23 protein-coding genes and 1 tRNA gene are annotated in these 24035 nt (G+C 50.7%); 9 read left to right on the top strand and 15 right to left on the bottom strand.

Annotation, left to right across the window (positions count from 1 at the left end; genetic code table 11):
* Positions 1–80 precede the first annotated feature (80 nt).
* From OCV63_RS07875 to OCV63_RS07845, 7 genes are all read left to right on the top strand, one after another.
* Positions 81–1208: a DUF6076 domain-containing protein gene (locus OCV63_RS07875; protein ID WP_055269998.1), complete on the top strand. Its 1128-nt coding sequence runs from the start codon at positions 81–83 to the stop codon at positions 1206–1208.
* On the top strand, positions 1201–1833 hold the full coding sequence (locus tag OCV63_RS07870) for a hypothetical protein (RefSeq protein ID WP_021683574.1): 633 nt from the start codon (positions 1201–1203) through the stop codon (positions 1831–1833). The genes OCV63_RS07875 and OCV63_RS07870 overlap by 8 nt, the downstream gene beginning before the upstream one ends.
* 68 nt (positions 1834–1901) lie before the next feature.
* Positions 1902–3050: a sigma-70 family RNA polymerase sigma factor gene (locus tag OCV63_RS07865; RefSeq protein ID WP_252207706.1), complete on the top strand. Its 1149-nt coding sequence runs from the start codon at positions 1902–1904 to the stop codon at positions 3048–3050.
* Between the two features lie 16 nt (positions 3051–3066).
* Complete coding sequence (locus OCV63_RS07860) at positions 3067–3744, top strand: response regulator transcription factor (protein WP_055269994.1); 678 nt, start codon at positions 3067–3069, stop codon at positions 3742–3744.
* A gap of 82 nt (positions 3745–3826) precedes the next feature.
* Positions 3827–4636: a sensor histidine kinase gene (locus tag OCV63_RS07855; protein WP_331485527.1), complete on the top strand. Its 810-nt coding sequence runs from the start codon at positions 3827–3829 to the stop codon at positions 4634–4636.
* 135 nt (positions 4637–4771) lie between these two features.
* Complete coding sequence (locus OCV63_RS07850) at positions 4772–5443, top strand: ABC transporter ATP-binding protein (protein WP_006858253.1); 672 nt, start codon at positions 4772–4774, stop codon at positions 5441–5443.
* A gap of 15 nt (positions 5444–5458) precedes the next feature.
* Positions 5459–8101 (top strand): ABC transporter permease, encoded by a 2643-nt coding sequence (locus tag OCV63_RS07845; protein WP_158363291.1) that lies wholly within the window; start codon positions 5459–5461, stop codon positions 8099–8101.
* 51 nt (positions 8102–8152) lie between these two features.
* Here the strand turns inward: OCV63_RS07845 and OCV63_RS07840 are convergent, their stop codons facing one another.
* The 8 genes from OCV63_RS07840 to OCV63_RS07805 all read right to left on the bottom strand — a co-directional run bounded on the left by OCV63_RS07840 (position 8153) and on the right by OCV63_RS07805 (position 16191).
* Positions 8153–8398: a DUF6061 family protein gene (locus OCV63_RS07840; protein WP_021683568.1), complete on the bottom strand. Its 246-nt coding sequence runs from the start codon at positions 8396–8398 to the stop codon at positions 8153–8155.
* Positions 8399–8422: 24 nt separating this feature from the next.
* Positions 8423–10087, bottom strand: a complete 1665-nt coding sequence (gene rlmD, locus OCV63_RS07835; protein WP_158363290.1) for a 23S rRNA (uracil(1939)-C(5))-methyltransferase RlmD — start codon at positions 10085–10087, stop codon at positions 8423–8425.
* A 27-nt stretch (positions 10088–10114) separates the two neighbouring features.
* Complete coding sequence (locus OCV63_RS07830) at positions 10115–10510, bottom strand: hypothetical protein (RefSeq protein ID WP_158363289.1); 396 nt, start codon at positions 10508–10510, stop codon at positions 10115–10117.
* 171 nt (positions 10511–10681) lie between these two features.
* On the bottom strand, positions 10682–10930 hold the full coding sequence (locus OCV63_RS07825) for a DUF4366 domain-containing protein (protein WP_158363288.1): 249 nt from the start codon (positions 10928–10930) through the stop codon (positions 10682–10684).
* Between the two features lie 122 nt (positions 10931–11052).
* Positions 11053–13284, bottom strand: a complete 2232-nt coding sequence (gene pcrA / locus OCV63_RS07820; RefSeq protein ID WP_158363287.1) for a DNA helicase PcrA — start codon at positions 13282–13284, stop codon at positions 11053–11055.
* Between the two features lie 64 nt (positions 13285–13348).
* Positions 13349–14335: an SPFH domain-containing protein gene (locus OCV63_RS07815; protein ID WP_158363286.1), complete on the bottom strand. Its 987-nt coding sequence runs from the start codon at positions 14333–14335 to the stop codon at positions 13349–13351.
* A complete protein-coding gene (locus OCV63_RS07810; RefSeq protein ID WP_262670708.1) occupies positions 14302–15504 on the bottom strand; it encodes a TFIIB-type zinc ribbon-containing protein in 1203 nt (400 codons plus the stop codon). Before OCV63_RS07810 ends, OCV63_RS07815 begins: the two co-directional genes overlap by 34 nt.
* 6 nt (positions 15505–15510) lie before the next feature.
* The gene (locus OCV63_RS07805) at positions 15511–16191 is read right to left on the bottom strand and encodes a PspA/IM30 family protein (protein ID WP_158363285.1); all 681 of its coding nucleotides are present in this window, start codon (positions 16189–16191) and stop codon (positions 15511–15513) included.
* A 187-nt stretch (positions 16192–16378) separates the two neighbouring features.
* On the opposite strand from OCV63_RS07805, the gene OCV63_RS07800 reads away from it, so the two are divergent.
* Positions 16379–16993, top strand: coding sequence for a DUF1836 domain-containing protein (locus tag OCV63_RS07800; protein ID WP_158363284.1), 615 nt, complete (start codon positions 16379–16381; stop codon positions 16991–16993).
* A 59-nt stretch (positions 16994–17052) separates the two neighbouring features.
* Here the strand turns inward: OCV63_RS07800 and OCV63_RS07795 are convergent, their stop codons facing one another.
* The gene (locus OCV63_RS07795) at positions 17053–18141 is read right to left on the bottom strand and encodes a PucR family transcriptional regulator (protein ID WP_158363283.1); all 1089 of its coding nucleotides are present in this window, start codon (positions 18139–18141) and stop codon (positions 17053–17055) included.
* A 198-nt stretch (positions 18142–18339) separates the two neighbouring features.
* On the opposite strand from OCV63_RS07795, the gene OCV63_RS07790 reads away from it, so the two are divergent.
* Positions 18340–18412: transfer RNA gene (locus OCV63_RS07790), tRNA-Thr, on the top strand.
* A gap of 100 nt (positions 18413–18512) precedes the next feature.
* Here OCV63_RS07790 and OCV63_RS07785 read toward each other — a convergent pair.
* The 6 genes from OCV63_RS07785 to OCV63_RS07760 form a co-directional block, all read right to left on the bottom strand.
* On the bottom strand, positions 18513–19112 hold the full coding sequence (locus tag OCV63_RS07785) for an HAD family hydrolase (RefSeq protein ID WP_158363282.1): 600 nt from the start codon (positions 19110–19112) through the stop codon (positions 18513–18515).
* 9 nt (positions 19113–19121) lie between these two features.
* A complete protein-coding gene (locus OCV63_RS07780) occupies positions 19122–20405 on the bottom strand; it encodes an adenylosuccinate synthase (RefSeq protein ID WP_158363281.1) in 1284 nt (427 codons plus the stop codon).
* Positions 20406–20573: 168 nt separating this feature from the next.
* Positions 20574–21281, bottom strand: a complete 708-nt coding sequence (locus OCV63_RS07775; protein ID WP_158363305.1) for an ABC transporter ATP-binding protein — start codon at positions 21279–21281, stop codon at positions 20574–20576.
* A gap of 1 nt (position 21282) precedes the next feature.
* Positions 21283–22134, bottom strand: coding sequence for an ABC transporter ATP-binding protein (locus OCV63_RS07770; protein WP_158363280.1), 852 nt, complete (start codon positions 22132–22134; stop codon positions 21283–21285).
* The gene (locus OCV63_RS07765; protein WP_158363279.1) at positions 22131–23216 is read right to left on the bottom strand and encodes a branched-chain amino acid ABC transporter permease; all 1086 of its coding nucleotides are present in this window, start codon (positions 23214–23216) and stop codon (positions 22131–22133) included. Before OCV63_RS07765 ends, OCV63_RS07770 begins: the two co-directional genes overlap by 4 nt.
* Positions 23217–23230: 14 nt before the next feature.
* Positions 23231–24035: branched-chain amino acid ABC transporter permease (locus OCV63_RS07760; protein ID WP_158363304.1), on the bottom strand; the 805-nt coding region annotated here is incomplete at its 5' end.

Here is a 24035-nt window from a genome sequence, read left to right as displayed (position 1 = left end):
CAACTTATCTGAGGACGTAGATTTCTTCACATTTACATGATATAATTAGAAAAATGAAAAAACAGGACAGGAGGGCAAGCATGAATCAAGAATTGATGACATTGGATTTCTGGCAGGATACGGTCATATATGAGAGCAAAACATTTCCTGTCGGTACGCTTGCCTGTGATGCACTGAATGTTCCTGTGAATACCATTGCAAAAATAAACGAGCAATGCGAGAAAATCAATCTGCTTCTTGGAATATTAAACGCCGGACAGGATGCTTCTGCACTCTGTCCTATTGCAAAGGAAGCTGCTCTGACGATGCTCGATATTCTCAGTCAAACACCGCCGTTCTCCTATATGAATATCTCAAAGCACAGAGAACGGATTGAAAAAGTCTTTACTGTGGACAATGCGCTGAAATATGTGGAGTTTGCCATAAAAGCCGCAACCAATTCTTTGCAATTTGAAGAAATCCAGAACTTTACCGATGCGATGATGCTCCAACGCTATACCGCAGTTTTCGGGCATCTGGCATACTCCCTTGGGGAATACCAAACGGCCATGCTTGATTTTGCAGAAAAAACAGACGGCAACGAAGCAGACCGCACCGCAGAGGGTTTTGCAAAAATGTTCGGCAGCTATTTCCCGCCGGAGTTTTCCATCACGGAAGGCAATACCTGGATGTCTACCCTGAACAATTCCGTTCAGTATGTATCCGTCATCCGTCCCGGCGAAAAAGTTGCGAAGCTGGTCAAGCGGATGCACTATGTATCCTTTGTAGGGATGTTCCGGTCTGATCTCTTTGAGGGCCTGTGTGTTGGTCATGCACCAAAGAAATGCAAAATCTGCGGCAAGTGGTTTCTGACCACCAACGCACGGCACACCAAATACTGTGGCGGCTATGCACCGGGGGACAAGCTGCACCGCACCTGTCGGCAGATCGGCAACCTGAAAGGCAGAGAACAACGGGAGCTTGCGGACGATCATCCGGTGAAACAGATTTATGAGAAACGGCTGAACACCATAAACCGCTATGTGAAGCGTGGTACTCTGGACGCTGATCTTGCAGAGGTTATGAAAAAGCTGGCAAAAGATAAGATGCTCCGGGCATTGAGCAATGTAGCCTATGCCAAGGGAGCTTATGAAAAAGAAATGGACCAGGCGGCTTTGAAAAAGGAAGCAAGTGCAAAAATATACAAAGAAAGGGACAAACATGAATAGAAAAGAACTTAGTCAGAATCATTGGAAATACTACTTAATGCTCGAAAAGCGTTTTGTTGAATCAATAGAGTTTGTAGAACTACATGAGGACAATTTTGATGCATTTTCTAACGGATATGCCCTCTTAATTCAAGCCATAGGGGCAGAGTTGGATACTGTATTCAAAGAGTTTTGCGGTTTCAATACAACGGATCGAAAAACGGTTGCAGACTATGCACAGTATATTTTGACCAACACACCGGATATAAAAAATCAAAAAATCAGTGTACAGGAATACGATATCGAAATACAACCGTTTATGAATTGGGATATTACCCAGCCCGCACAGTCGTTGCAATGGTGGGGAGCATTTACAGATGTCAAGCACAACCGCTATGAGCAGTTGAAGCAAGCAAAGCAGGAGAATGTACTAAATATCTTGGGAGCTTTGTATTTGATAGAAATGTTGTACTTGAAGAAAATCACTGATGGGACAGACGAATTTGATGTGTTTGATGAATCTTCCAACTTGTTTAGTTTGAAAAACTGGACTTCTAAGGCTGTGCCGCTGAGCCAAGCTTTTGCCGTGCTAAGTGATATGATGGACGACGAAAATAATACTACTAACAAAAAGTTCGATGCATAATTACTGTCGATATTGATAGAGAAAGAACCGAAAGGAGGTGCGCTATACTGAGTGATTTTTCATGGGACATGACCGGATACATACCAAAACACGCTGTCAATCCGCACGGTGACGGCATCATTCCTTATGCGGCAGAGCGCATCTTCCAACTGGAACCGGAGCCTCCAGCGGTGGGCAATCTGAACGAATATATCCTGTCTGCCTTGCAGGAAAAGAATTTGATATATTTCTCATTCTTCCTACACCACTACGAGCCGCAGCTTAACAAGCGCATCAAAGACTTTCTCGGTGTGGATGGCGGCGATCTGTATGACACAGACCGATTTATAGATATAAAGCTCTCCTGCCGGGAGCAAATGCTCCAAAAGCTGATGGACTATGACCTTGCCAAGGGTGCAGAGTATGCTACATACATTTTCCCGTTCATCCGGGATGCTATGCTCCGTTTTCGCATGGGCGAAGAAAAATGGTCGGTGTCCTCTCTGACCAATTACAAAATGGTGCGGTCAATGGCTTGGCTGTACCACAATACCAAGGATGCGGTCAACGAATTTTCCAAGAAATACAACTGCGATCTTGCCCTTGCGGAAGAATATCTGAAAGTTGTCCGTGGAATCCGCAATCAGCAGCCATTCTATGTGACAGACGAGAACGGCGAGGAAACAGGCGAGGATGTAGCCCTTGACGATAGCTGGAACTATACCGATATCCTCTGGAACGGCATACAGGCAGAAAAGGTGCAGCGGGCATTTGAGAAACTGAATTACCGGGAACAGACCTTGCTTGAAAAACGGTTAGCAATTTGCATGACCTGTGGGCGTGTCAGCTCATGGAAAGACCGCCCCACCTTTGAAGAACTGGCGGTTATGTTTGAGGGCAGTACAGCCAGCGGTGCAGAACGAGCCTACCGAAAAGCAGTGGACAAGTTGACGGAATTGTTGGTTGCCGAGGGCGCAATCCATGCAGTCCGGCTAAAACAGAAATCCAAGATCAAGCGAAAAAAGAAAATCGCCGCCGCAATCTACGAATATCAGGCAGACTGCGACGGCGAATGGGGCGAAATATCATTAGATTTTGAGAACGGCAAGGCAGAGGTCATTTTGCTTGCCGATTGGGATACAGTGAAAACAAACAAATTTGCAAGCAGAGCAATCGCCTATCTTCTGAACTGTGAGAACGAAAAATTGCCCAAGGAAATAATGGTGGTATTTGAATAACGAGGGAGTGAGATATATGGAGCAATTACTGATTGTTGAAGATGATATCGGCTTGAATCAAGGCTTATGCAAAGCGCTGAAAGCAGATGACCGCCAGATTATATCCTGCCATGATCTAAAAGCGGCAAGAGAGCAATTGCTTTGCGGCGGTGTATCCCTGATCCTGTTGGATATCAATCTGCCGGATGGCAGTGGGCTTGAGCTGCTCCGGGAGGTCAAGGAAAACATACCCGGAGTTCCTGTTATTCTGCTGACTGCCAACGACACCGATCTGGACATCGTAGACGGACTGGAGAGAGGTGCTGATGATTACATTACCAAGCCCTTTTCTCTTTCGGTTTTGCGGGCAAGGGTGAATACCCAACTGCGAAAGCAAGCGTCAAGCCATAAAAATGCGCCGATCCATATGGATCTATTTCACTTTGACTTTGAGGCTATGACCTTTTATGTGGGAGATTCAAAAGTGGAATTGAGTAAAACAGAACAAAAATTACTGCGCCTGCTTGTTGAAAACCGAGGCCGAACCATGACCCGTGGAGACCTTGTCGACCGGGTCTGGACAGATGGCGCAGAATATGTGGATGAAAATGCTTTGTCTGTTACGATCAAGCGTCTGAGGGATAAGCTTGGCGCACAGAAATACATTAAAACCGTCTATGGAATCGGTTATAGCTGGGTGACAAAAGATGAATAAAACCGGCATTGTGATCATACTGCTGTGTTTTCTGGCGGCGGCAGCTGTTGTGTTATGGGAGCGGAGAAAGGCCAGAAAAACGATGGAAGAAATCGAAAGAATGCTGGACGCTGCCATGACCGGCTCCTTTTCTGAAACCAATTTTGATGAAAGCCAGCTATCTGCATTGGAAACGAAGTTTGCGCACTATCTTTCCGCCGCAGAAGCATCTTCTCAAAACATAGCGCAGGAAAAAGACAAAATCAAAACCTTGATTGCGGACATCTCCCACCAGATAAAAACGCCGATTGCAAACCTGCTGTTATACAGCGAGCTTTTGATGGAGGAAACTCTGCCTGCATCGGCGAAGGCAAATGTGGAGGCGCTGTACAAACAATCGGAAAAGCTGCGATTTCTGATCGATTCTCTCGTAAAGCTTTCCAGACTGGAAAACGGGATCATTTCACTCTCCCCCCAGCCGACAGCGCTGCAGCCGCTGCTTGAAAGTGTGGTAGAACAATATACTGCCAAGGCTTCTGAAAAAGGATTGTCTTTGCAAATGCAGGATACAGATGCTTTTGCTGTATTCGACTTCAAATGGACAGCGGAAGCGCTGGCTAATATCGTAGACAACGCCATCAAATATACAGAGCATGGCACCATTACTATTTCTGCCGTAAGCTATGAAATGTTTGCAAGGATCGATATATCGGATACCGGTTCAGGCATCCCGGAAAGTGAGCAAGCGAAGATATTTGCTCGCTTTTACCGCTCAAATAGTGTGCAGAAACAAGAAGGGGTCGGCATCGGCTTATACCTTGCCCGACAGATCATATCCGGCGAGGGCGGTTATATCAAGGTTGCTTCCGTTCCGGGAAAAGGAAGTACGTTTTCCATATTTCTGCCGAAATAACAACAATTCTATCAAAACTGTTAGATTTCATTTTCCGCCGGAAAGAATGTGGAAAGATTCCTATGCGATAATCTGTATGTATCAAAGGATCATTTCCTTTCATACATACAGATTTTTTCATGGAGGTACTCATTTATGGAAGTTTTACAGGCAAAAAACCTGAAAAAGATTTATGGCTCCGGCAATAACGCAGTTCATGCGTTGGATGGAGTTGATTTAAGTGTAAAGAAGGGCGAATTTGTTGCAATTGTCGGCACATCCGGCTCCGGCAAATCCACGCTGCTGCACATGCTGGGCGGGCTGGATCGCCCTACAAGCGGCACGGTCATGGTGGACGGACAGGATATTTTCTCCCTAAAGGAGGAAGCGCTGACCATCTTCCGCCGCAGGAAAATCGGCTTTGTGTTCCAAGCATATAATCTTGTTCCGGTGCTGAATGTGTATGAAAATATTGTTCTACCCATTGAGCTGGACGGTGGCAAGGTCAATAAGGATTTCGTACAGCAGATTGTACAGACCCTTGGGCTAGATGACCGTCTGGATGCGCTGCCCAATCAGCTCTCAGGCGGTCAACAGCAGCGAGTAGCCATTGCCCGTGCGCTGGCGGCAGCACCCGCTATCATTCTGGCAGATGAACCCACCGGCAATCTGGATTCCAAAACCAGCCAGGATGTATTGAGCCTTTTGAAAGTCACCAGTCAAAAGTTCGCCCAGACAATCGTAATGATCACTCACAACGAAGAAATTGCGCAGATGGCAGACCGCATTATCCGTATCGAAGATGGTCGGATCGTCTCCCAGAACTAACGGGAGGTGGCTACGATGAATGTCAAAAACAGAAAATGTATTCGAAAGCTCAGCTTAAAATCTCTTTATGCGAACCGTCGCCGCAATCTGATCGCCATTTTTGCCATTGCGCTGACAACGCTGCTATTTACGTCCATGTTCACCATTGTCTTGTCGTTGAACGCCAGCTATGAAACCTACCAGTTTCGGCAGGTAGGCGGCTATGCACACGGCACCTTTAAGGATGTTTCCCCCGAGCAGGCGGAACGTATCGCCGCCCACCCGAAGGTAAAGTCTGCGGGGGCACGGAAGGTGATCGGCATCACTGCGGATGGTGTCTTTTCCAAAACGCCGGCAGAGATCAGCTACATGGATGCCAACTGCACCAAATGGAGCTATGCCACCCCTACTACCGGACGGATGCCCGAAAGCGGCAAAGAGGTAGCCATGGATACGGCAGCGTTGCAGCTGCTTGGCGTAACGCCGGAGCTGGGCGCCGAGGTCACGGTTTCCTATTCCATTACGGACAAGGATCAAACCGCCTTTACTGTAACAGATACCTTTACGCTGGTAGGCTATTGGGACTATGATGAACTAATGCCTGTTCATTACATCAACATCAGCCGTGATTACGCAGATGACATCGAAGCGCAGGCAGTAAAAACAGGTTTACAGCCTTTCCGCACCGATTTGAATGTCATGCTGGCCTCCGGCACAAACATTCAAGGGCAGATGGAGCAGGTGGATACCGATCTTGGCTACACATGGGACAGCTATACCGATCCCAACAGCGTCCGGATCGGCGTCAACTGGGGATATACCTCATCCCAGCTGGAGTCGAAGCTTGATCCGGAACTTGTGATCGCCATAGCAGCTTTTTTGCTGCTGGTGATTTTCACTGGGTATCTTATCATCTATAACATTTTTCAGATCTCTGTTGCAGGGGATATCCGGTTTTACGGACTTCTGAAAACCATTGGCACAACGCCCCGGCAGCTCAAACGCATCATTCGCCAGCAGGCACTTCTGCTTTGTCTGATCGGCATTCCGGCGGGGCTGCTGCTGGGCTACGGCATCGGCGCTGTTTTGGTGCCTGTTGTCTTGCACTCCATCCAGTTGGATACAGGCATCACCACCATCAGCACTTCGCCTGTGATCTTCCTTGGGTCCATGCTGTTTGCCTTGTTGACGGTGCTTTTGTCCTGTTCTAAGCCCGGAAAAATGGCAGCCAAGGTCTCTCCGGTGGAGGCTACCAAATATACGGATGTGATGCAGACCAAGAAAAAACGGCGCAGCATCCGGGGAGCAAAGCTCCATCAGATGGCCTTTGCCAATCTGGGACGAAACAAGAAAAAGACGGTGCTGGTGGTGGTGTCTCTGGCACTGTCGGTGACACTGTTCAATGCGCTGTGTGCCTTTGTGGGCGGCTTCAGCATGGAGAAGTATGTATCCGCCATGACCTGCGCCGATTTTATCGTCAGCACGCCCGACTATTTCCGTTACAACCCGGCAGATGAATTCATCACGCCAGAACAGATCGAAGAGATCGCAGCAAACACAAAGGCCAGTCTTTCCGGCACGGGATATGCTGTGCGAAAACCCGCCTACCTGTGGATGACGGAGAATGCTCTGCGGCAGGACTATGCAAAGTACGAAAGCGCCGAGCAGTTGGACAGCCATATGAGCCGTCTGGAGCACCGGGGCAATATGGTGATGGGAGATACCAGAATCGAGGCTCTGGATAACAGTCTGTTTGACAAGCTGCAAGTATTCGACGGAGATATTTCTCCCATGTTGGAGCCGGACAATAACGCCATTGCCATTGCGGTTTCCTTAGATGACTACGGTAATCTGCCCAATCTTGAATACTACCCCAAGGTGGGAGACACGATCACCGTTACCTATGCGGACGATGTGAAATATATCGACAGCCGCACCGGGGAACTCACCGAAGATACACCGGAGGAGTACTTTCAGGCAAAATTGTATGGAGCCAGAGATGTAGAGTACACGGTCTGCGCCTTGGTAGAACTTCCGAATTCCATGAGTTATCGTTATAGTGGTATTGGATATGACGTAGTTTTGTCTGTGGACACCGCACAGAGGGACAGCGGTGGTGCAGCCATTCCGATGCTCTACCTGTTCGACACAGCGGACGAAGTTGACGAGGCCGAAGCAGAGCAATATCTATCGAAGCTCACTGCCGGTGAGTTTTCGCCCTTGATGTATGAAAGCAAGGCCACGGCTCGCTCTGAATTTGCTCAGTTCCGGCAGATGTTCCTTCTGATAGGTGGTATTCTCTGTGCTATCATCGGGCTGGTGGGATTCTTAAATTTCTTCAACGCCATGATGACCGGTATTCTTTCCCGCCGCCGTGAATTTGCTGTGCTTCAGGCTGTAGGAATGACGAACCGGCAGCTCAAAACCATGCTGATCTACGAGGGATTATTTTACGCAATGTCCTCCGTAGCGGCGGCCTTTATTCTGTCGCTGGCGGTGGGACCTCTTGCAGGAAAAATGCTGGGCAGTATGTTCTGGTTCTTTGAGTATCGATTCACCATTCTGCCTGTCCTGCTGACAATTCCGGTATTTCTTCTGCTGGGGTGGCTGATTCCTTGCATGATGTATGACAACGCAGCGAAATGCAGTGTTGTAGAGCAATTAAGGGATGCTCAATAACTGTTAAGCAAAAAACGGCCCTCTGCCAAGGAAAAGGCAGAGGGCTGAGTTTTAATCTAAGGGTTTACATTCAGTTACAGTTTTTAGATAAATTTCGGGATCACCGTTCAAGATCAAGTCTGCATATCCAACCGGATCATTGTAGATTAGATAATCCAGTTCTGACCGTTGATACATATTGTCAGCAACCTCATTCTCCACGGCGATGGTATCAATGGCAATCATGCTGCCATCTAAAAATTTCAGTTCCACACAAGCGGTATCCATGTTAAACTCACAAGAAATCAATCTATCCATAAGAAACCTCCATTTTGCGGGATGTTAGATCATCCCAAAATATTTGAATGCTTCTCGGATTGCTTTCTCTTTTTCCTGCGGACACTGGGGCTGTCTGGAATCCTCGGACTTCGGCAGATTATAGTTCTTACCAACCCCAATCCCACATTTTCGTTTAATCTGTGAGATATAGAGGTTGGACACCTTTAACCCGGTATGCTCCAACACATACTCCTTGATCTGCGGATAGGTTGCCCCATCCTGAAATTCGGACATATCCATATCTTCCAAAGAGAACTCAACCCGAATCTTTTTCGAGTCGACCTCACCCTTGGAAAGCAAGACAACCGTCTCTATATTCCCCGTAAACGGGAACATATCCACGCCCACGCACTTCTCCACCCGGTAGCCTCTGCCCTGCAGAAGCTCCAGATCGCGCGTCAGACTGGTGGGTTTACAGCTGATATAGACAATCCGGTTTACGCCGAAATCAATGATCTTCTGCAGCGCCTTGGGGTGAATTCCGTCCCGGGGCGGATCCAGCACAATGAGATCTGGCTTATCTGTCAGCTCATCGATAACCTTCAGCACATCACCGGCGATAAAGGAACAGTTGGACAGGCCGTTCAGCCGGGCATTCACTTTGGCGGCTTCCACAGCCTCCTCCACGATTTCCACGCCCACTACCTTTTTGGCCACCGGAGCCAGCATCTGGGCAATGGTGCCGGTGCCGCTGTACAGGTCGAAGATCACGCGATCGTCCGTCTCTCCGATATAGCCCCGGGCAGTCTCATAGAGAAGCTCTGCTCCCAGGGAATTGGTCTGGAAGAAGGAAAAGGGGGAAATCTTAAACCGAAGCCCCAGAAGCTCCTCGTAGAAATAATCCCGTCCATACAGAAGCTCGGTCCGGTCGTTCTGCACCACATCTGCCAGACTGTCATTATAGGTATGCAGGATCCCCACGATCTCGCCCTCCAGCGAAAGCGCGCGCAGCTCTTCTGCCCAGGACTCGTCCGCCGCCAGGGCGCTGTAATCGCCGCCGTCCTCTCCAAGGCGCTGGGTGGTGGTAATCAGATCCACCAGGAGCTCCCCGGTATTCGCCGCTTTCCGCACCAGCAGATGGCGCAGATACCCGGTATGGCGCAGTCTGTGATAAAAGGGTAACTCTTTCTTTTTGAAATGTTCCAGCACACAGCAGAGAATCTTCCGGAAATCCTCATCCACAATCTGACACTTGTCTGCTGTTACGATATCGTAGAAGCTGCCCCGCTTGTGCATACCAAGAGCCAGCGGGCCGTCCTTTTCCTCATCGCCGAAGGAGAACTCCATCTTATTGCGGTACTCCAGCTGTCTCGGGCTGCCCTTCACGCCTTCGAACAGGTAAGGCTTTGTGATAGCTCCGTCAAGAAGCTCCCGGAGCTGTCCTTCCTTCAGCAGACGCTGCTCTTCGTAGGACAGATTCTGCCAGGTGCAGCCGCCGCAGTCTGCGAAATGGGGACATTCCGGCGTAATCTCATTGGCCGCAGGCTCCAGTACCTCCAGAAGCTGGCCTTCGCCCACACCTTTCCGCACCTTTTTAAGCCGAAACCTGATTTTCTGACCCGGCAATGTATTCTTCACCGCCACGCGGCGCTCTTCCACCGTCACGATACCTTTATTCGGGAACTCGGTCTTCTCGACGAGCCCCTCGTAAATCTCACCTTTTTTCATAAAACCTCTTTTTCTCCGATATCTCTTCTACTTCTTCTTTTTTTCATCCTCATCCTTCGGCCACCGGAACAGCACCTGACCCACCAGAGCCGCGCCGCCGAAGATCAATATCAGCATAATCAGATACACATACAGGCTGGTGGCCCGGAATATGAACTGGATATTGGCTATGATGGAAGCCAGAATCACTACGATTCCCAGTACCGTCAAAAGCTTGGCCCCAAAGGAATCCACATTGACAAACAGCCAGATAATCCCGGCGATAAAGGGAACCACGATCAGGCCTGCTCCCACCCGGAAGTTCCAGAGCTGGAATCCGAAATGGGTCATCACCGTTACATTAGACAGGAACCAGTAAAGTCCTGCCGCCAGCATCACCATGCCAATCATAAACTGTGCCAGCGGATTACGTCTTTTTTTCATCACTCTTCCTCCATAATATAAAAAGAATGTGCCACTGCGCCGAGTGCGCATCCTTGCAAGCTCTGCTTGCTTTTATGGGACAGGGAATTCCATCGGAATTTCCTGTCCCATAAAAAAGAGTGTCTCAAAACATCTGCTCTGTCCTGAGACACTCTTTTTCCAAGCTCTTACTTACTCTTCCTCGTCGTCAAAGAAATCATCGTCAAACTCGTCGTCATCGAAATCGTCCTCGAACTCATCCAGGTAAGACGGTGCAAAGAAACGATATACTGCATAGGCGATTCCAGCCACTGCTGCCACCGCTCCGATCACAGCCAGAATCCAGAGTACCGTATTCTTGTTCTTCTCCTCGAGCTCTTTCTTATGAAGCAGTTCATTTAACTTGGTTGCTGTCAGAAAATCTTCCATCTTATTATTCATCGTTCCTACATCCTTTCCGCAGTCCGCTTATTTTGCATTTCGCGCACATTTCTAAGTGCTCCTATTATATCACAGGATACATAAAATTACTATCGTTTCCCGCAAATTTTGCAAAAGCATTTTTAATAAATCTTCTGTAGCTTCGCAAAAGACGCGAACAGCTTCTTCACGCCCGCCGTATCAAAGTTCACACGCACCTCGTAGTCCTTGGCCCCTTCGGTAATCTCAAGCACGGTACCCTCGCCGAAACGGATATGCTTCACCCGGTCTCCCACGCCATAATCCAGATGGGACGCCTTGGTGGCCGCCACCATTTTGGACTGGATTGGCTTTGCTCGAAGGCTTCTGCGGGCCTCCAGCATGGCCTGCTTGCGCTGGTTAATGCGCTGCTCCTTGGCCTCTTTTGCCCGCTGTCCCGGATTCTCAGTCTTATTTTCCAGATACTCGTCTGGAATCTCTTTGACGAAACGGGAAACCATATTGTACTGAATCTCGCCCCTCACCATCCGTTGTCTGGCTGCCGTCAGGGTCAGCTCCTTCTTGGCGCGGGTGATACCCACATAGCAGAGACGCCGCTCCTCCTCAATCTCCTCCTGGGGATTGTCAGCCACGATGGACATGTAGCTGGGGAACAGGCCATCCTCCATGCCGACCATATAGACATAGGGGAATTCCAGGCCTTTGGCGCTGTGCAGGGTCATCAGCACCACATGGTTGCTCTCCTCCTCCAGATTATCGATGTCTGCCACCAGGGCGACTTCCTCCAGGAAACCACTTAAGGACGGATTTTCCGCATTTTCATCGTAATCCTTGACCTTGCTCATGAGCTCGTCAATATTCTCCAGCCGGGCCTCGGACTCGTCGGTGCCCTCCAAAATCAGCTCTCTGCGGTATCCGGTCTCCTCCAGGATGGTCTCCAGAAGCTCGCTGACCTTCGCGTACTCCTGCTTGGCCCGCAGGGTCTGAATCAGCGCCGTAAAGGGCAGCACCTTGGATGCGCCACGGCCGATGCCGGGAATCTCTTCGGCGTTCAGCAGCGCCTCGTAGAAGCCCATATCGTTGGCCACAGCGAACTCGCCCACACGGCTGAGCGTCGTCGCGCCGATACCGCGCTTGGGCACGTTGATGATACGGCGCACTGCCACCTCATCGCGGCCATTGTCCACGGTCTTCAGGTACGCCAGCAGGTCCTTGATCTCCTTGCGTGCATAGAAATTCACGCCACCGATGATCTTATAGGGAATATTGGCGTAAATGAGCTTCTCCTCGAAGAGACGGGACTGGGCGTTGGTACGGTAGAGAATCGCGTGATCCTTATACTCGGCCTCCTCCTTCTGGATATGGCTTACGATATTGCCGACGACGTGCTCAGCCTCCTCAAAGGCGTTCTGGAACTGTCGGAAGCGCACCGGTACGCCGGTTCCATTGTCGGTCCAGAGCCGCTTGTCTTTCCGACCCTGATTGTGGTGAATGACCTCATTGGCCGCGTTCAGGATATTGCTGGTGGAACGGTAGTTCTGCTCCAGCTTGATCACCTTCGCGTCCGGAAATACCTGCTCGAAGTTCAGGATATTCATGATATTCGCGCCCCGGAACCGGTAGATGGACTGGTCATCGTCACCCACCACGCAGAGATTCCGGTACTTGGCAGCCAGAAGGCTCACCAGCTGGAACTGGGCTGTATTAGTGTCCTGATACTCGTCCACCATGATATAACGGAACCGCTCCTGGTAATAATCCAGCACATCCGGACAATTCCGGAACAGCTCCACCGTCTTCATAATCAAATCATCAAAGTCCAATGCGTTATTCTTCCGAAGCTGGGCCTGGTATTCCGCATAAACTCCCGCGATCTTCTGCTGATTCCAGTCAGCGCCTGCATCCAGCCTCATTTGCTCCGGACTGATGAGCTCATCCTTCGCATGGGAAATAGCGCCCAGAAGCATCCGTTCCCTGTACACCTTCGTGTCGATCTGCAGCTTCTTGCAGACCTCCTTCATCACGGACTTCTGATCATCTGTGTCATAGATGGAAAATGAAGTGTCGAAGCCCAGCCGGTCGATATAACGGCGCAGGATCCGCACGCAGGTGGAATGGAAGGTGCTGACCCAGATGCTGTCGCTGCCCAGGCCCACCAGCTTATCCACGCGCTCCCGCATTTCTCCTGCCGCCTTATTGGTAAATGTAATTGCCAGAATATTCCAGGGTGCGGTACCCTGCTCTATCAGATAAGCTACCCGGTGTGTCAGTACCCGGGTCTTGCCGGAACCGGCTCCCGCCAAAATCAGAAGCGGTCCTTCTGTATGAAGCACCGCTTCTTTCTGTTCCGGGTTCAAAAGATCATAACTACTCATAGCTCTTTTGTCTCCCTCAAAATGTCTCTTACGGGTTCAGTACCTGTTCGGTCCTTTTTCCCTCTTATACCAGCTTCTGTCCACAATTGGGGCAGAAGTTTGCTCCGTTCGTCTTCGTACCGCAGTTGGGGCAGAAATTCGGAGCTGCTCCGCCGCCTGCAGGCGCGCCTGTTCCGGCAGCCGTACCGGCTGTCTGCGCGCCGCCGTTCATGGCCTGGGCCATCTGGGCTGCCATCTGCTGGCCCATGGCCATCCCCATGGCCATGCCTGCCATATCAGAAGCCGTTCCGCCGCCATTGCCTTTGGCCATTGCCTCACCCATGGCCACCTGCTGGAAGCGTCCCACGTCGCCGATCATGCTCTGGGCCGCTGCCTTCTCAGCCATCTTCTGAACGGATTCCGGATAATTGAAGCTGGAAATGGCAAAGCTTGCGATACTGATACCGATCTTGCTCATCTCCATGTCCAGATCCTCCCGAATACCACGGCCGATAGCGTCCGCGTTCACCTGAAGATTGAACATGTCCTTGCCCTCTTTTGCGATCCATTTCATCAGAAGCTGATCCAGCATACTGATGATGCGCTCCCGCACATCCTCTACAGAATACTGCTGCTTGATGCCCGCCACCTTTTCGATAAGGGCATCATAATCCGCCACCTTGCACGTGAAAGTTCCGAAAGCGCGGATAGGCATGCCGCCCGGAAGACCCGGCGCCGGAATCAGAACCGGATTCTTGGTTCCCCATTTCACCAGAACTTCTTTGGTATTGATAAACAGCACCTCCGCGCGAAGGCCGCTGTTGAAGCCGAATTTAAAACCCTTCAGAGTGGACAGGAAGGGAATGATCGCCGATTCGATATCGTAGCTTCCCTCGTCCCGGAAGATCCCCTCTACCTTGCCGTTGTACAGGAAAATCGCGTCCTGGCCCGGACGGATAATCAGTCGGCTTCCTTTCTTAATCTCCTTATTGCTCCATTTCCAGAAGAGCATATCGTCCCGGTATTCCTGCCATTCTACTACATTGGCAAACTGTCCGCTAAATAATCCCATGTTACTGCCTCCTCATTTTCATCCTGTAAGGTAATATTCTGTCCTCCGAAGGCTTCCGCCGTCACAAACTGCTCTGATACCATACCCGTCTCGTAAATGTAAGCTGCGTCGCTGCTTGTGCCAAACAGGTAAATCAGGAACATAATAGCCAGAATGCCCAGGATAATGGCGATGATTTTCGCCGGGCTCTTCGGATAATCGCCCTCTACTCTGCCGCTCTGACCGTTGATCAGAACGTGATATTTCTTTCCCTTGTAGGTATAGGCCGTCGCGTAGACCGGCAGCATCACATGCTTGTAGGTCTCGTCGCTGTAGTTGGCATGCACGCTGACCGCACGCACCTCGTCGTAATGACGCAGTACATCCTGACGGGCCATTTCCTCCAGGTTGTAATCCATATGCCGTCTGGCCTCTGTATGGGCGTCGTCCAGATCGACGGTGTACACTTCCGCGTTGTAACCGGAGAAATATTCCGGCGAATAGGAAGCCACCTGGTTCAGGCCAAAGCTGCCCACCCGCTCCAGCAGGTTCTGCTTCAGGCTCCTGGACGCCGCAATCAGCACGTCGTCAAAGAAATGCCGGATGCTGCCGGAGGTGGGGAACCAGTCCACCACGGTCTCCTGCACGGTCTTGCCATCAGGTCCTTTCTTCGTCACGGTGCGCCTGCGTCCGCCCTGGGCTGTATAATGGGCATCCGCTTTCGCGTCGAAGGTCCAGTAGGGCAGATAGACGCCCTGCAGCTTTTCCTGCTGATACAGGTGCTTCAGCTCGCCCGGAGCCATCCAGCGGCCCTTCAGCCACTTGCGGAACAGCTCGCCCACCCGGTTCCGGTCAATCTGGAAGGGCAGTACGCCGTCGGGAATGATGGCGTCCTCCTGCTTATCCGCCAGTACATACTTGGAACCGCAGTAGGGACAGCTGGTGGCGGTGCTGGTGGCAGCCACCTCGATCTTCGCGCCGCAGCCCTTGCAGATCATGGTCTGGCTCTTCTTCTCCGTGGCCTTAATAGTCTTCATGGCATGGCGGGTCAGGCTGTGCTCCACAATCTTCTTTTTTTCGTTCTTTATCTTCGTCTCCGTGCCACAGTTGGGACACTTGAGACTCTGAGAGGCGGCGTCAAATTCCATAACGCCGCCGCAATTCTCACAATAATAGATTTTATGATCCATGTTCGCTTATAATCCCATCTTTGCTTTCAGAGCCGCCAGCTCGTCGTCCACGTCGGATGTACTCGCCGCGCTGTCATACTTCTTGGTCAGGTCGTCGATGCCGCCCTCCTGCTTGTTCAGCTCGGACAGTGCATTGGCCTCATCCAGCATCTTGTCTGCCTTCGCTTCCATTCTGTCAAAGGCTGCCATAGCGTCGCCTGCGCCTGCCACGCTGGAGCCGATCTTGTTCAGCTTCTCCTGGGTCTTGGCTACGGCTACCTTGGTCTTGATGGCGTCGCGCTTGGACTGCAGGTTCTCCATATCCTTCACCAGCTTGTCGTGCATCTCCTTCATCTGGGCTGCGTTCGCTGCCGCTGCCTCGTAGGACTTCTGCAGACTCTCCTGCTTCTTGGTCAGGTCTGCCTTTTTCTCCAGGAACTGGCGCGCGTCGCTCTCATTGCCTGCGAGAAGGGCCTTCTCCGCATACTTCTGCATCTTTTCTGCTTCTGCAGCGCACTCGTCCAGCTCTCTCTTGGCCTTGGTCTCAGCTGCCATCACAGCTGCTGTCTCAGCCTTCACTTTGCCCAGATCACTTTCAATCTCACGCAGATACTGATCGATCATTTTCTCCGGATCCTCTGCCTTGTCCAGCAACGCGTTGATGTTTGCCGACATGATGTCCCCAAATCTTTTTAAAATGTTAGCCATTTTGTCCTCCTTCTGCAGAGACTGATGAATGAAAAGAGTAACAGTCTGTCTGCCCCTTAGTAATTCCTATTATATTACAAATTTCGTCCTCTGTCATTCCTTTTTCGCATATCTTAACAAAACTTTAAATATTTACCCCTTGTCATATAGTTTTGAATACTATATAATAGATTCCGAGGTGATACCCATGACAATAGACAGCCAAAATCTCCTGGAGAGCATTCTGGAAAGCCTGGATCGGATCGACTATATCCATCCCGAAGACGTCCCCGGCATCGATCTTTACATGGATCAGGTGACTACCTTCATGGACAGCCAGCTTAAGAGCTCCAAGCGGTACGAGGACGACAAGATTCTGACCAAGACGATGATCAATAATTACGCGAAGAACCGTCTGCTTCCTCCGCCTGAGAAAAAGAAGTATTCCAGAGAGCATATGCTGCTCCTGATTTTTATCTATTATTTTAAAAACATCCTTTCCATCAGCGATATCCAGAGCCTTCTGACCCCGCTGACGGAAAAGTACTTCCATACGGACCACGCGTTCCAGCTGGATCGCATTTACGACGAGGTCTTCTGTCTGGAAAAAGGGCAGATCGAAGCACTGAAAGAAGATTTGATTCAGAAGTACCGGGTTTCAGAGGGCACTTTCACCGATGTGGACGAGGAGGATAAGGAGTTTCTTCAGCTGTTCTCCTTTATCTGTCTGCTGAGCTTCGATGTCTATATGAAGAAGACGGTCATCGAGAAGCTGGTGGATCAGCTGCCGAAGCCGGATCTGAAGCACGATAAGAAAAAATAAGAACACCAGGAATACAAAATCCCGGAGCCGTATCTCATCGGCTCCGGGATTCTTTTTTTCTACTGTTCCTGTTCCAGATATCTCATGTAGCTGGCTACCATCAATGCAATCTTAAAGGTCAGCGCGTCCTCAAATACCCGGATATCCAGTCCGGTGGTCTTCTGAAGCTTCTCCAGCCGGTACACCAAGGTATTGCGGTGCACGAAGAGCTGGCGGGCCGTCTCGGACACATTCAGATTATTTTCAAAGAATTTTTCAATGGTGGATAAGGTCTCCTCATCGAAGGTATCCGGCGTATTCTCCTTGAATACCTCGCTCATGAACATCTCGCACAGGGGCTGAGGCAGCTGGTAAATCAGGCGGCCGATGCCCAGGGTATGGTACGCGTTCACGGTGGCTTCCGGGTAGAAGATCTTGCCCACCTCCAGGGCCATCTTGGCTTCCTTATAGGACTTGGACAAATCACGGATCTGGCTGACGATGGTTCCATAGGCCACCCGGCTGCGGGAGGCATTGCCGTCGCCGTTCAGCATGCTGGCCAGCATCACAGCCACCTCGTCCAGGGTCTCATAAGTATCTCCCTCTCCCACAGCCTTGACTACCACGATATTTTTCTGATCGACTGCGGTAATGATATCCTGGGACTTGGGGGCGAAGACGCTCCGCACGGCCTCCAGGGCCATGACGTCTTTCTCGTCACGGGTCTCAATCAGATATACCACCCGCATGGCCTCGGTCTCGATATGCAGCTTCTTGGCCTGACTATAGATATCCACCAGCAGCAGGTTATCCAGCAGCAGGTTCTGGATGAAGTTATTACGGTCGAACCGCTCCTTGTAAGCCACGATCAGGTTTTGCAGCTCACTGACCGCCACCTTGCCTATCATATAGGCATCGTCGCCGCTGCCTTTGGCAATCAGGATGTATGCAAGGATTCCCTCATCATAGACTTTGAAAAAATGGCAGCCCTGAAGGTTCTGCCCTTCCGCCGGAGACTGCACAAAGCTCCTGGCCATCTCCTGGGTTATGCCTGACGCGTCAAAGGTGGACGCGACCTGGCTTCCATCCGTCTCCAGCACGCAGAGATCAATTCTTGTTATGCCCCGCAGCTCCTCCAGACTCGACTGTATCACCTGATGAGAAATCATACTACTACACCTCCGTGGTTTCATTGGTTCGATTATAACACGCCATTCCTTTATCTGGGAAGTCTTTTTTCGTCAAAATGCCCAAAAACCGTCCAAAAACTGCCTCAAAAAATTTTTTTAAAAAATTTCATTTTAACGCTTGACATTTTCTAAAAGTGATGGTACTATAATCTAGCGCGTTGCGCAAGACATAAAAACGCTGCTGTGGCTCAGTCGGTAGAGCGTCGCATTGGTAGTGCGGAGGTCACGGGTCCGATTCCCGTCAGCAGCTTTTTAAAACCCGTGTTTCACGGGTTTTTTTTGTGCGTAAAAATGAGAAAACATACAAAAACCCTGCGGCTTCTATCATGAAACCGCAGGGTTTTTGTATGTTATAACAGTTGATTCAATTCTTCCTTCGCCTGCTCATAAGACGCAAAGCGGATAGCGTGAAGCCCAAGCTTCTTCGCCGCTTCGATATTGTCCGCGTTGTCGTCGATGAATACGGCTTTCTCCGGGTCGATACCGAAGTGCTCGAAAAGACCGGTAAAGGCCTCCGGATCGGGCTTGTTGCTGTGGGTCCGATAGGACATATCGCAGCCGTCCATCTGGTCCAGGAAGGTCATCACGTGCCTTCGCTGGTCGTAGATGTGCTTCGGCCAGTTGGACAGGGCATAGACCTTAAGCCCCTTGTCCTTCAACTCCTTCACCCAGGCGTCCGCGTAATCATAGGGCCAGGTACACTGTCCCAGATTTTCATATACAGCGCGAATCTCCGGCTCGTAGTCCGGCGCATTGGAGATAAAATCCCAGAGCTCTTCTTCCTCGGTCATCAGGCCCTTGTCATGCTCTTCCCAGCAGGGGCTCAGGAAAATGGCCTGCTCCAGAGTCGCATAGGCAATCTTATCCTCACCCACGATGCTGTGCAGATATTTTTCCCAGCTGTAACCCATCAGGACCTTTCCAATGTCAAAAATGACTGTATCTATCATAGTTTCCTCTTATTTATTCCGGAAAATGATGTCGTCGCGGCCCGGTCCGTTGGATACCATGGTGATCGGGCACTCGATGTGCTTCTCGATAAACTCGATGTACTTGCGGCAGTTTTCCGGCAGATCCTCGTATTTCTTGATGCCGCGGATGTCGCATTTCCAGCCCGGCAGCACCTCGTATACAGGCTTTGCCTTTTCAAGCAGGTGAGTAGTCGGGAAGTCGGTAGTAACCTTTCCGTCGATCTCGTAGCCTGTGCAGACCGGAATTTCATCCAGATAGCCCAGTACGTCCAGTACGGTGAAGGCTACGCCGGTAGCGCCTTGGATCCGGCAGCCGTACTTGGATGCCACACAGTCATACCAGCCCATTCTTCTGGGTCGGCCTGTGGTTGCGCCGAACTCTCCGCCGTCGCCGCCTCTGCGTCTCAGCTCGTCCGCTTCGTCGCCGAAAATCTCGCTGACGAACGCGCCTGCGCCTACGGCACTGGAGTATGCCTTGCTGACTACGATGATTTCCTTAATCTCATAGGGCGGAATACCTGCGCCGATGGCGCCGTAAGCTGCCAGGGTAGAGGAAGAGGTAACCATCGGGTAAATGCCGTGATCCGGATCCTTCATGGAACCAAGCTGACCCTCCAGCAGGATATTCTTGCCCTCGTGGATCGCGTCCCACAGATACTTGGATACGTCACATACGTACGGCTCTACCATCTTCTTATACTCCATCAGTTCCTCATAGAGCTTGTCCTCATCGAGAGCCGGCTTATGATACAGGTTTTCCAGAACCACATTCTTCTTCACGCATACATTGGCGATCTTATCGCGAAGATACTTTTCGTCCGCGAACAGCTCGCTGACCTGGAAACCAATCTTCGCGTATTTATCAGAATAGAAGGGCGCGATACCGGACTTGGTGGAACCGAAGGCCTTGCCTCCCAGACGTTCCTCCTCGCACTGGTCAAACAGGATATGATAAGACATCACAATCTGCGCACGGTCGGATACGAGAATCTTCGGGGTCGGAACTCCCTTCTCCACAATGCTCTGAATCTCGTTGAACAGAACCGGAATATTCAGTGCGACTCCATTTCCAATGATGCTGGTGGTATGATTGTAAAATACACCAGACGGCAGGCTGTGCAGCGCGAACTTTCCGTAATTGTTTACGATTGTGTGGCCTGCGTTTGCACCGCCCTGAAAACGGACGATGATGTCAGACTTCTGAGCAAGCATATCTGTGATCTTGCCCTTTCCCTCGTCACCCCAGTTGGCGCCTACGATTGCTTTTACCATAGCTTGTATCCCTCCATTAGGTTTAAATACTGAAAATTAAATAACGTCAGTGCAGACGCACTGCACCGACGTTTAGTATACCTTGTTTTTCTCAAAAAGTAAATGGATTTCTTTCTATAAATTATGATTATTTATAATTTACGCTTATGATCCCTTTTAACGTCCTTTTTACTTCTTTGCTTTTCCCAGATACGCCGCCTTCACTGCTTCATTTTCCAGAAGCTCGGCTCCGGTTCCGCTCAGGGTAATGCGGCCGGTCTCCATGACATAGCCCAGGTTTGCGGCCTTCAGGGCCATGTTCGCATTCTGCTCTACCAGGAGGATGGTCACGCCCTGCTTATTGATCTCCCGGATGATATCAAATACGCCTTTTACAATGATGGGGGCCAGTCCCAGGGACGGCTCATCCATCATGATAATCTCCGGTCTCGACATCAGCGCGCGACCGATGGCCAACATCTGCTGCTCGCCGCCGGACAGGGTTCCGGCCAGCTGCCAGGAACGTTCCTTCAAGCGAGAAAACAGATCATAGACCCAGTTCATATCCTCGTCCAGAGAATCTTTTCGCATATAAGCGCCGATTTTCAGGTTCTCGGCTACGGTCATATCCGGGAATACCCGGCGTCCCTCGGGCACCAGTGTAATCCCTTTCGTTACAATCTGCTCGGTGGACACGCCCGCCAGCTCCTCGCCCTTTAAGAGAATGCTGCCGCTCTCCGGCTTCACCAGGCCCACGATGGAACGAAGGGTTGAGCTCTTGCCCGCGCCGTTAGCTCCAATCAGGGTGACGACCTCACCTTTCGGTACTGAAAAGCTGATATCCTTTACGGCCTTGATGCCGCCGTAGGATACGTTCAAATCTTTGACTTCCAGAATATTACTCATCGTCCGCACCTCCCAGATAAGCTTCGATAACCTTCGGATTGTTCCGGATCTCCTCCGGGGTACCCTCCGCGATGGGCTTTCCAAAATCCAGCACGTAGATGCGGTCGGAAATCTCCATAACCAGATCCATATGATGCTCAATCATAAAGACCGTCAGGTCAAACTGCCTGCGGATCTTGTCAATAAACTCCGTCAGCTCCAGGGTCTCCTGGGGGTTCATACCAGCCGCCGGTTCGTCCAGAAGCAGAAGCTCCGGCTTGGTGGCCAGGGCACGGGCGATCTCCAGATGACGCTGCTTGCCATAGGGCAGAGAGGTCGCCAGTTCATTTCTCACATCAGTCAGGCCCACGATCTCCAGAAGCCGTTCGGTCTCCTCCCGCATCTTGGCCTCCTCCCTGCCGTTCAGGTGGAAGGTGGCCGTGAAGATATTGCTGGTGCGCAGCATATGCTTGGCAATCAGGATATTGTCGAATACGGTCTGGCTCTTGAACAGACGGATATTCTGGAAGGTTCTGGCGATACCAAGTCTCGTAATCTTATCCGGCGTGGGCGCCAGCACATGCTGTCCCGCGTACATGGCCGGATTCTCGCCCCGGTACAGCTTCTTCATCTTGCCCTGGGGGTGGTTCTGGACGATTTTATTGCCCTTATAGTAAATGGCGCCGTTGCTGGGCGCGTACACGCCTGTGATCACATTGAAGGCCGTGGTCTTACCGGCTCCGTTGGGGCCGATGAGGGACACGATTTCGCCCTTGTTGATCTCCAGATTCATATTGTCCACGGCAATGACGCCGCCAAACTGCATGGTGATGTTCTCTACTTTCAATACATTTTCCGCACTCATTTGGAAGCGCCTCCTTCCGTTACCTTCTTTTTCTTAAATCGATTGCGGAAGAAATTCGCGATTCCTTCGATCGAAAATTCTTTGTCGCCCATGATTCCCTTACGGTAAAACAGTACGATGCACATGATGATGACCGCAAACACAACCTTACGGAAACCGGCGCGTAAGAAAGGCACATGGAAGCTTCCGATATACAAGTTGTCATTGTCCAGGAAACGCAGCCACCACTCGGAGCAGGCGATGAACAGGAAGGAGCTGATGCAGCTTCCGGTCACAGATCCGATACCGCCGATGACGACGATCAGCAGGATCTCATAAGTCATGGCAGACTTGAACATGGACGCCTGAATGGTAGTCTGATACATGGCCAGCAGTCCTCCGGAGATACCCGCGAAGAAGGAGCTGATGACGAAAGCCAGTCTCTTATGATGGGCCAGATTGATACCCATGGCCTCCGCCGCGATCTCATCGTCACGGATGGCCTTGAAGGCACGTCCATATGTGGAATTGATCAACATCACGATGATGGCAATGCAGATACCAGATACGATAAACGGATATAATACCGACTTAAAAGCCGGGAAATTACGCAGCAGATTTGATCCGTTGGTCAGCGGGCCCAGTTTATCCCACTGAAATACCGCACGGATGATCTCCGCAAAACCTAAGGTCGCAATCGCCAGATAATCGCTCTTCAAACGCAGTACCGGCAGACCGATGAGATACGCGCAAATCGCCGCTATAATACCGCCTGCAATGAGTGCCAGCGGAACCGGGATGGCAAACTGCACGATACCACCGTCAAAATACTGATAGACGCTGGCTCTCGATTCCACTGGAATCGTCAGAATACCATAGGTATAAGCACCCAGCAGCATAAAGCCTGCCTGGCCCAGGGAAAACAGGCCGGTGAAGCCGTTCAGCAGGTTCATGGACACCGCTACCAGCGCGTAAATCGCGCCCTTTTTCAATACTGTAAATAACATGGAACTGGACGGCAGAATCTGCTCCAGCACAAAGAGCAGAAGGAGAAGTCCTCCGATCAGGCCGACGTTCCACATGACCTTTGTCTGTTTTTTCATGATTGAACGCCCCCTTATACCTTATCAATAACCTTCTCACCGAACAGACCCGTGGGCTTGGCAATGAGAATAACTATCAAGAGGGCGAAGGTGAACGCGTCTGAGAAGGTGGTCCAGCCCAGGCCCTTAATGATATTTTCGCAGATACCGATGATAAACGCGCCGATGACCGCGCCCGGAATCGATCCGATGCCGCCGAATACGGCCGCGACAAAAGCCTTCAGACCAGGCATCGCGCCTGCGGTTGGGGTCACGCCGGTGTAGTTGGTAAAGAACAGCATACTTCCGATGGCCGCCAGGAAGCTTCCGATGATAAAGGTCATGCTGATAACGGAATTGATCTTAATTCCCATCAGCTGGGATGTTTCAAAATCACGGGAAGCTGCGCGCATGGCCATACCGATCTTGGTGTATTTGATCAGGGCTACCAGAGCCAGCACCAGCACAATAGTCAGAACCGGAGTAATGACCGTCACTCGCTTGGTGGTCGCACCGAAGACCGTGATGGTATCGCTGAGCCAGGGAATAGCCGGATACTGCTGAGACAGACCGCCGGTCACATAGAGCGCCAGGTTCTGTAACAGATAAGACATACCGATGGCAGAAATCATGATGGACATTCTCGGAGCGCTCCGAAGCGGCTTATAAGCCACGCGCTCTACGGTAAAGCCTAAGAGCACCGTCAGTACAATCATCAGCGGAATCGCCACATAGATGGGCATGACCGTCATGGCATACACCATAATCAGACCTGCCACCATGAAAATGTCGCCGTGGGCGAAGTTAATCAGTCTCAAGATTCCGTAGACCATGGTGTAG

Origin of the sequence: Laedolimicola ammoniilytica, assembly GCF_025567165.1 — a bacterium.
Taxonomy (GTDB): Bacteria; Bacillota; Clostridia; order Lachnospirales; family Lachnospiraceae; genus Laedolimicola; species Laedolimicola ammoniilytica.
The sequence above is the reverse complement of the archived record's forward strand: the minus strand, read 5'-3'. Positions and strand labels throughout refer to the sequence as shown.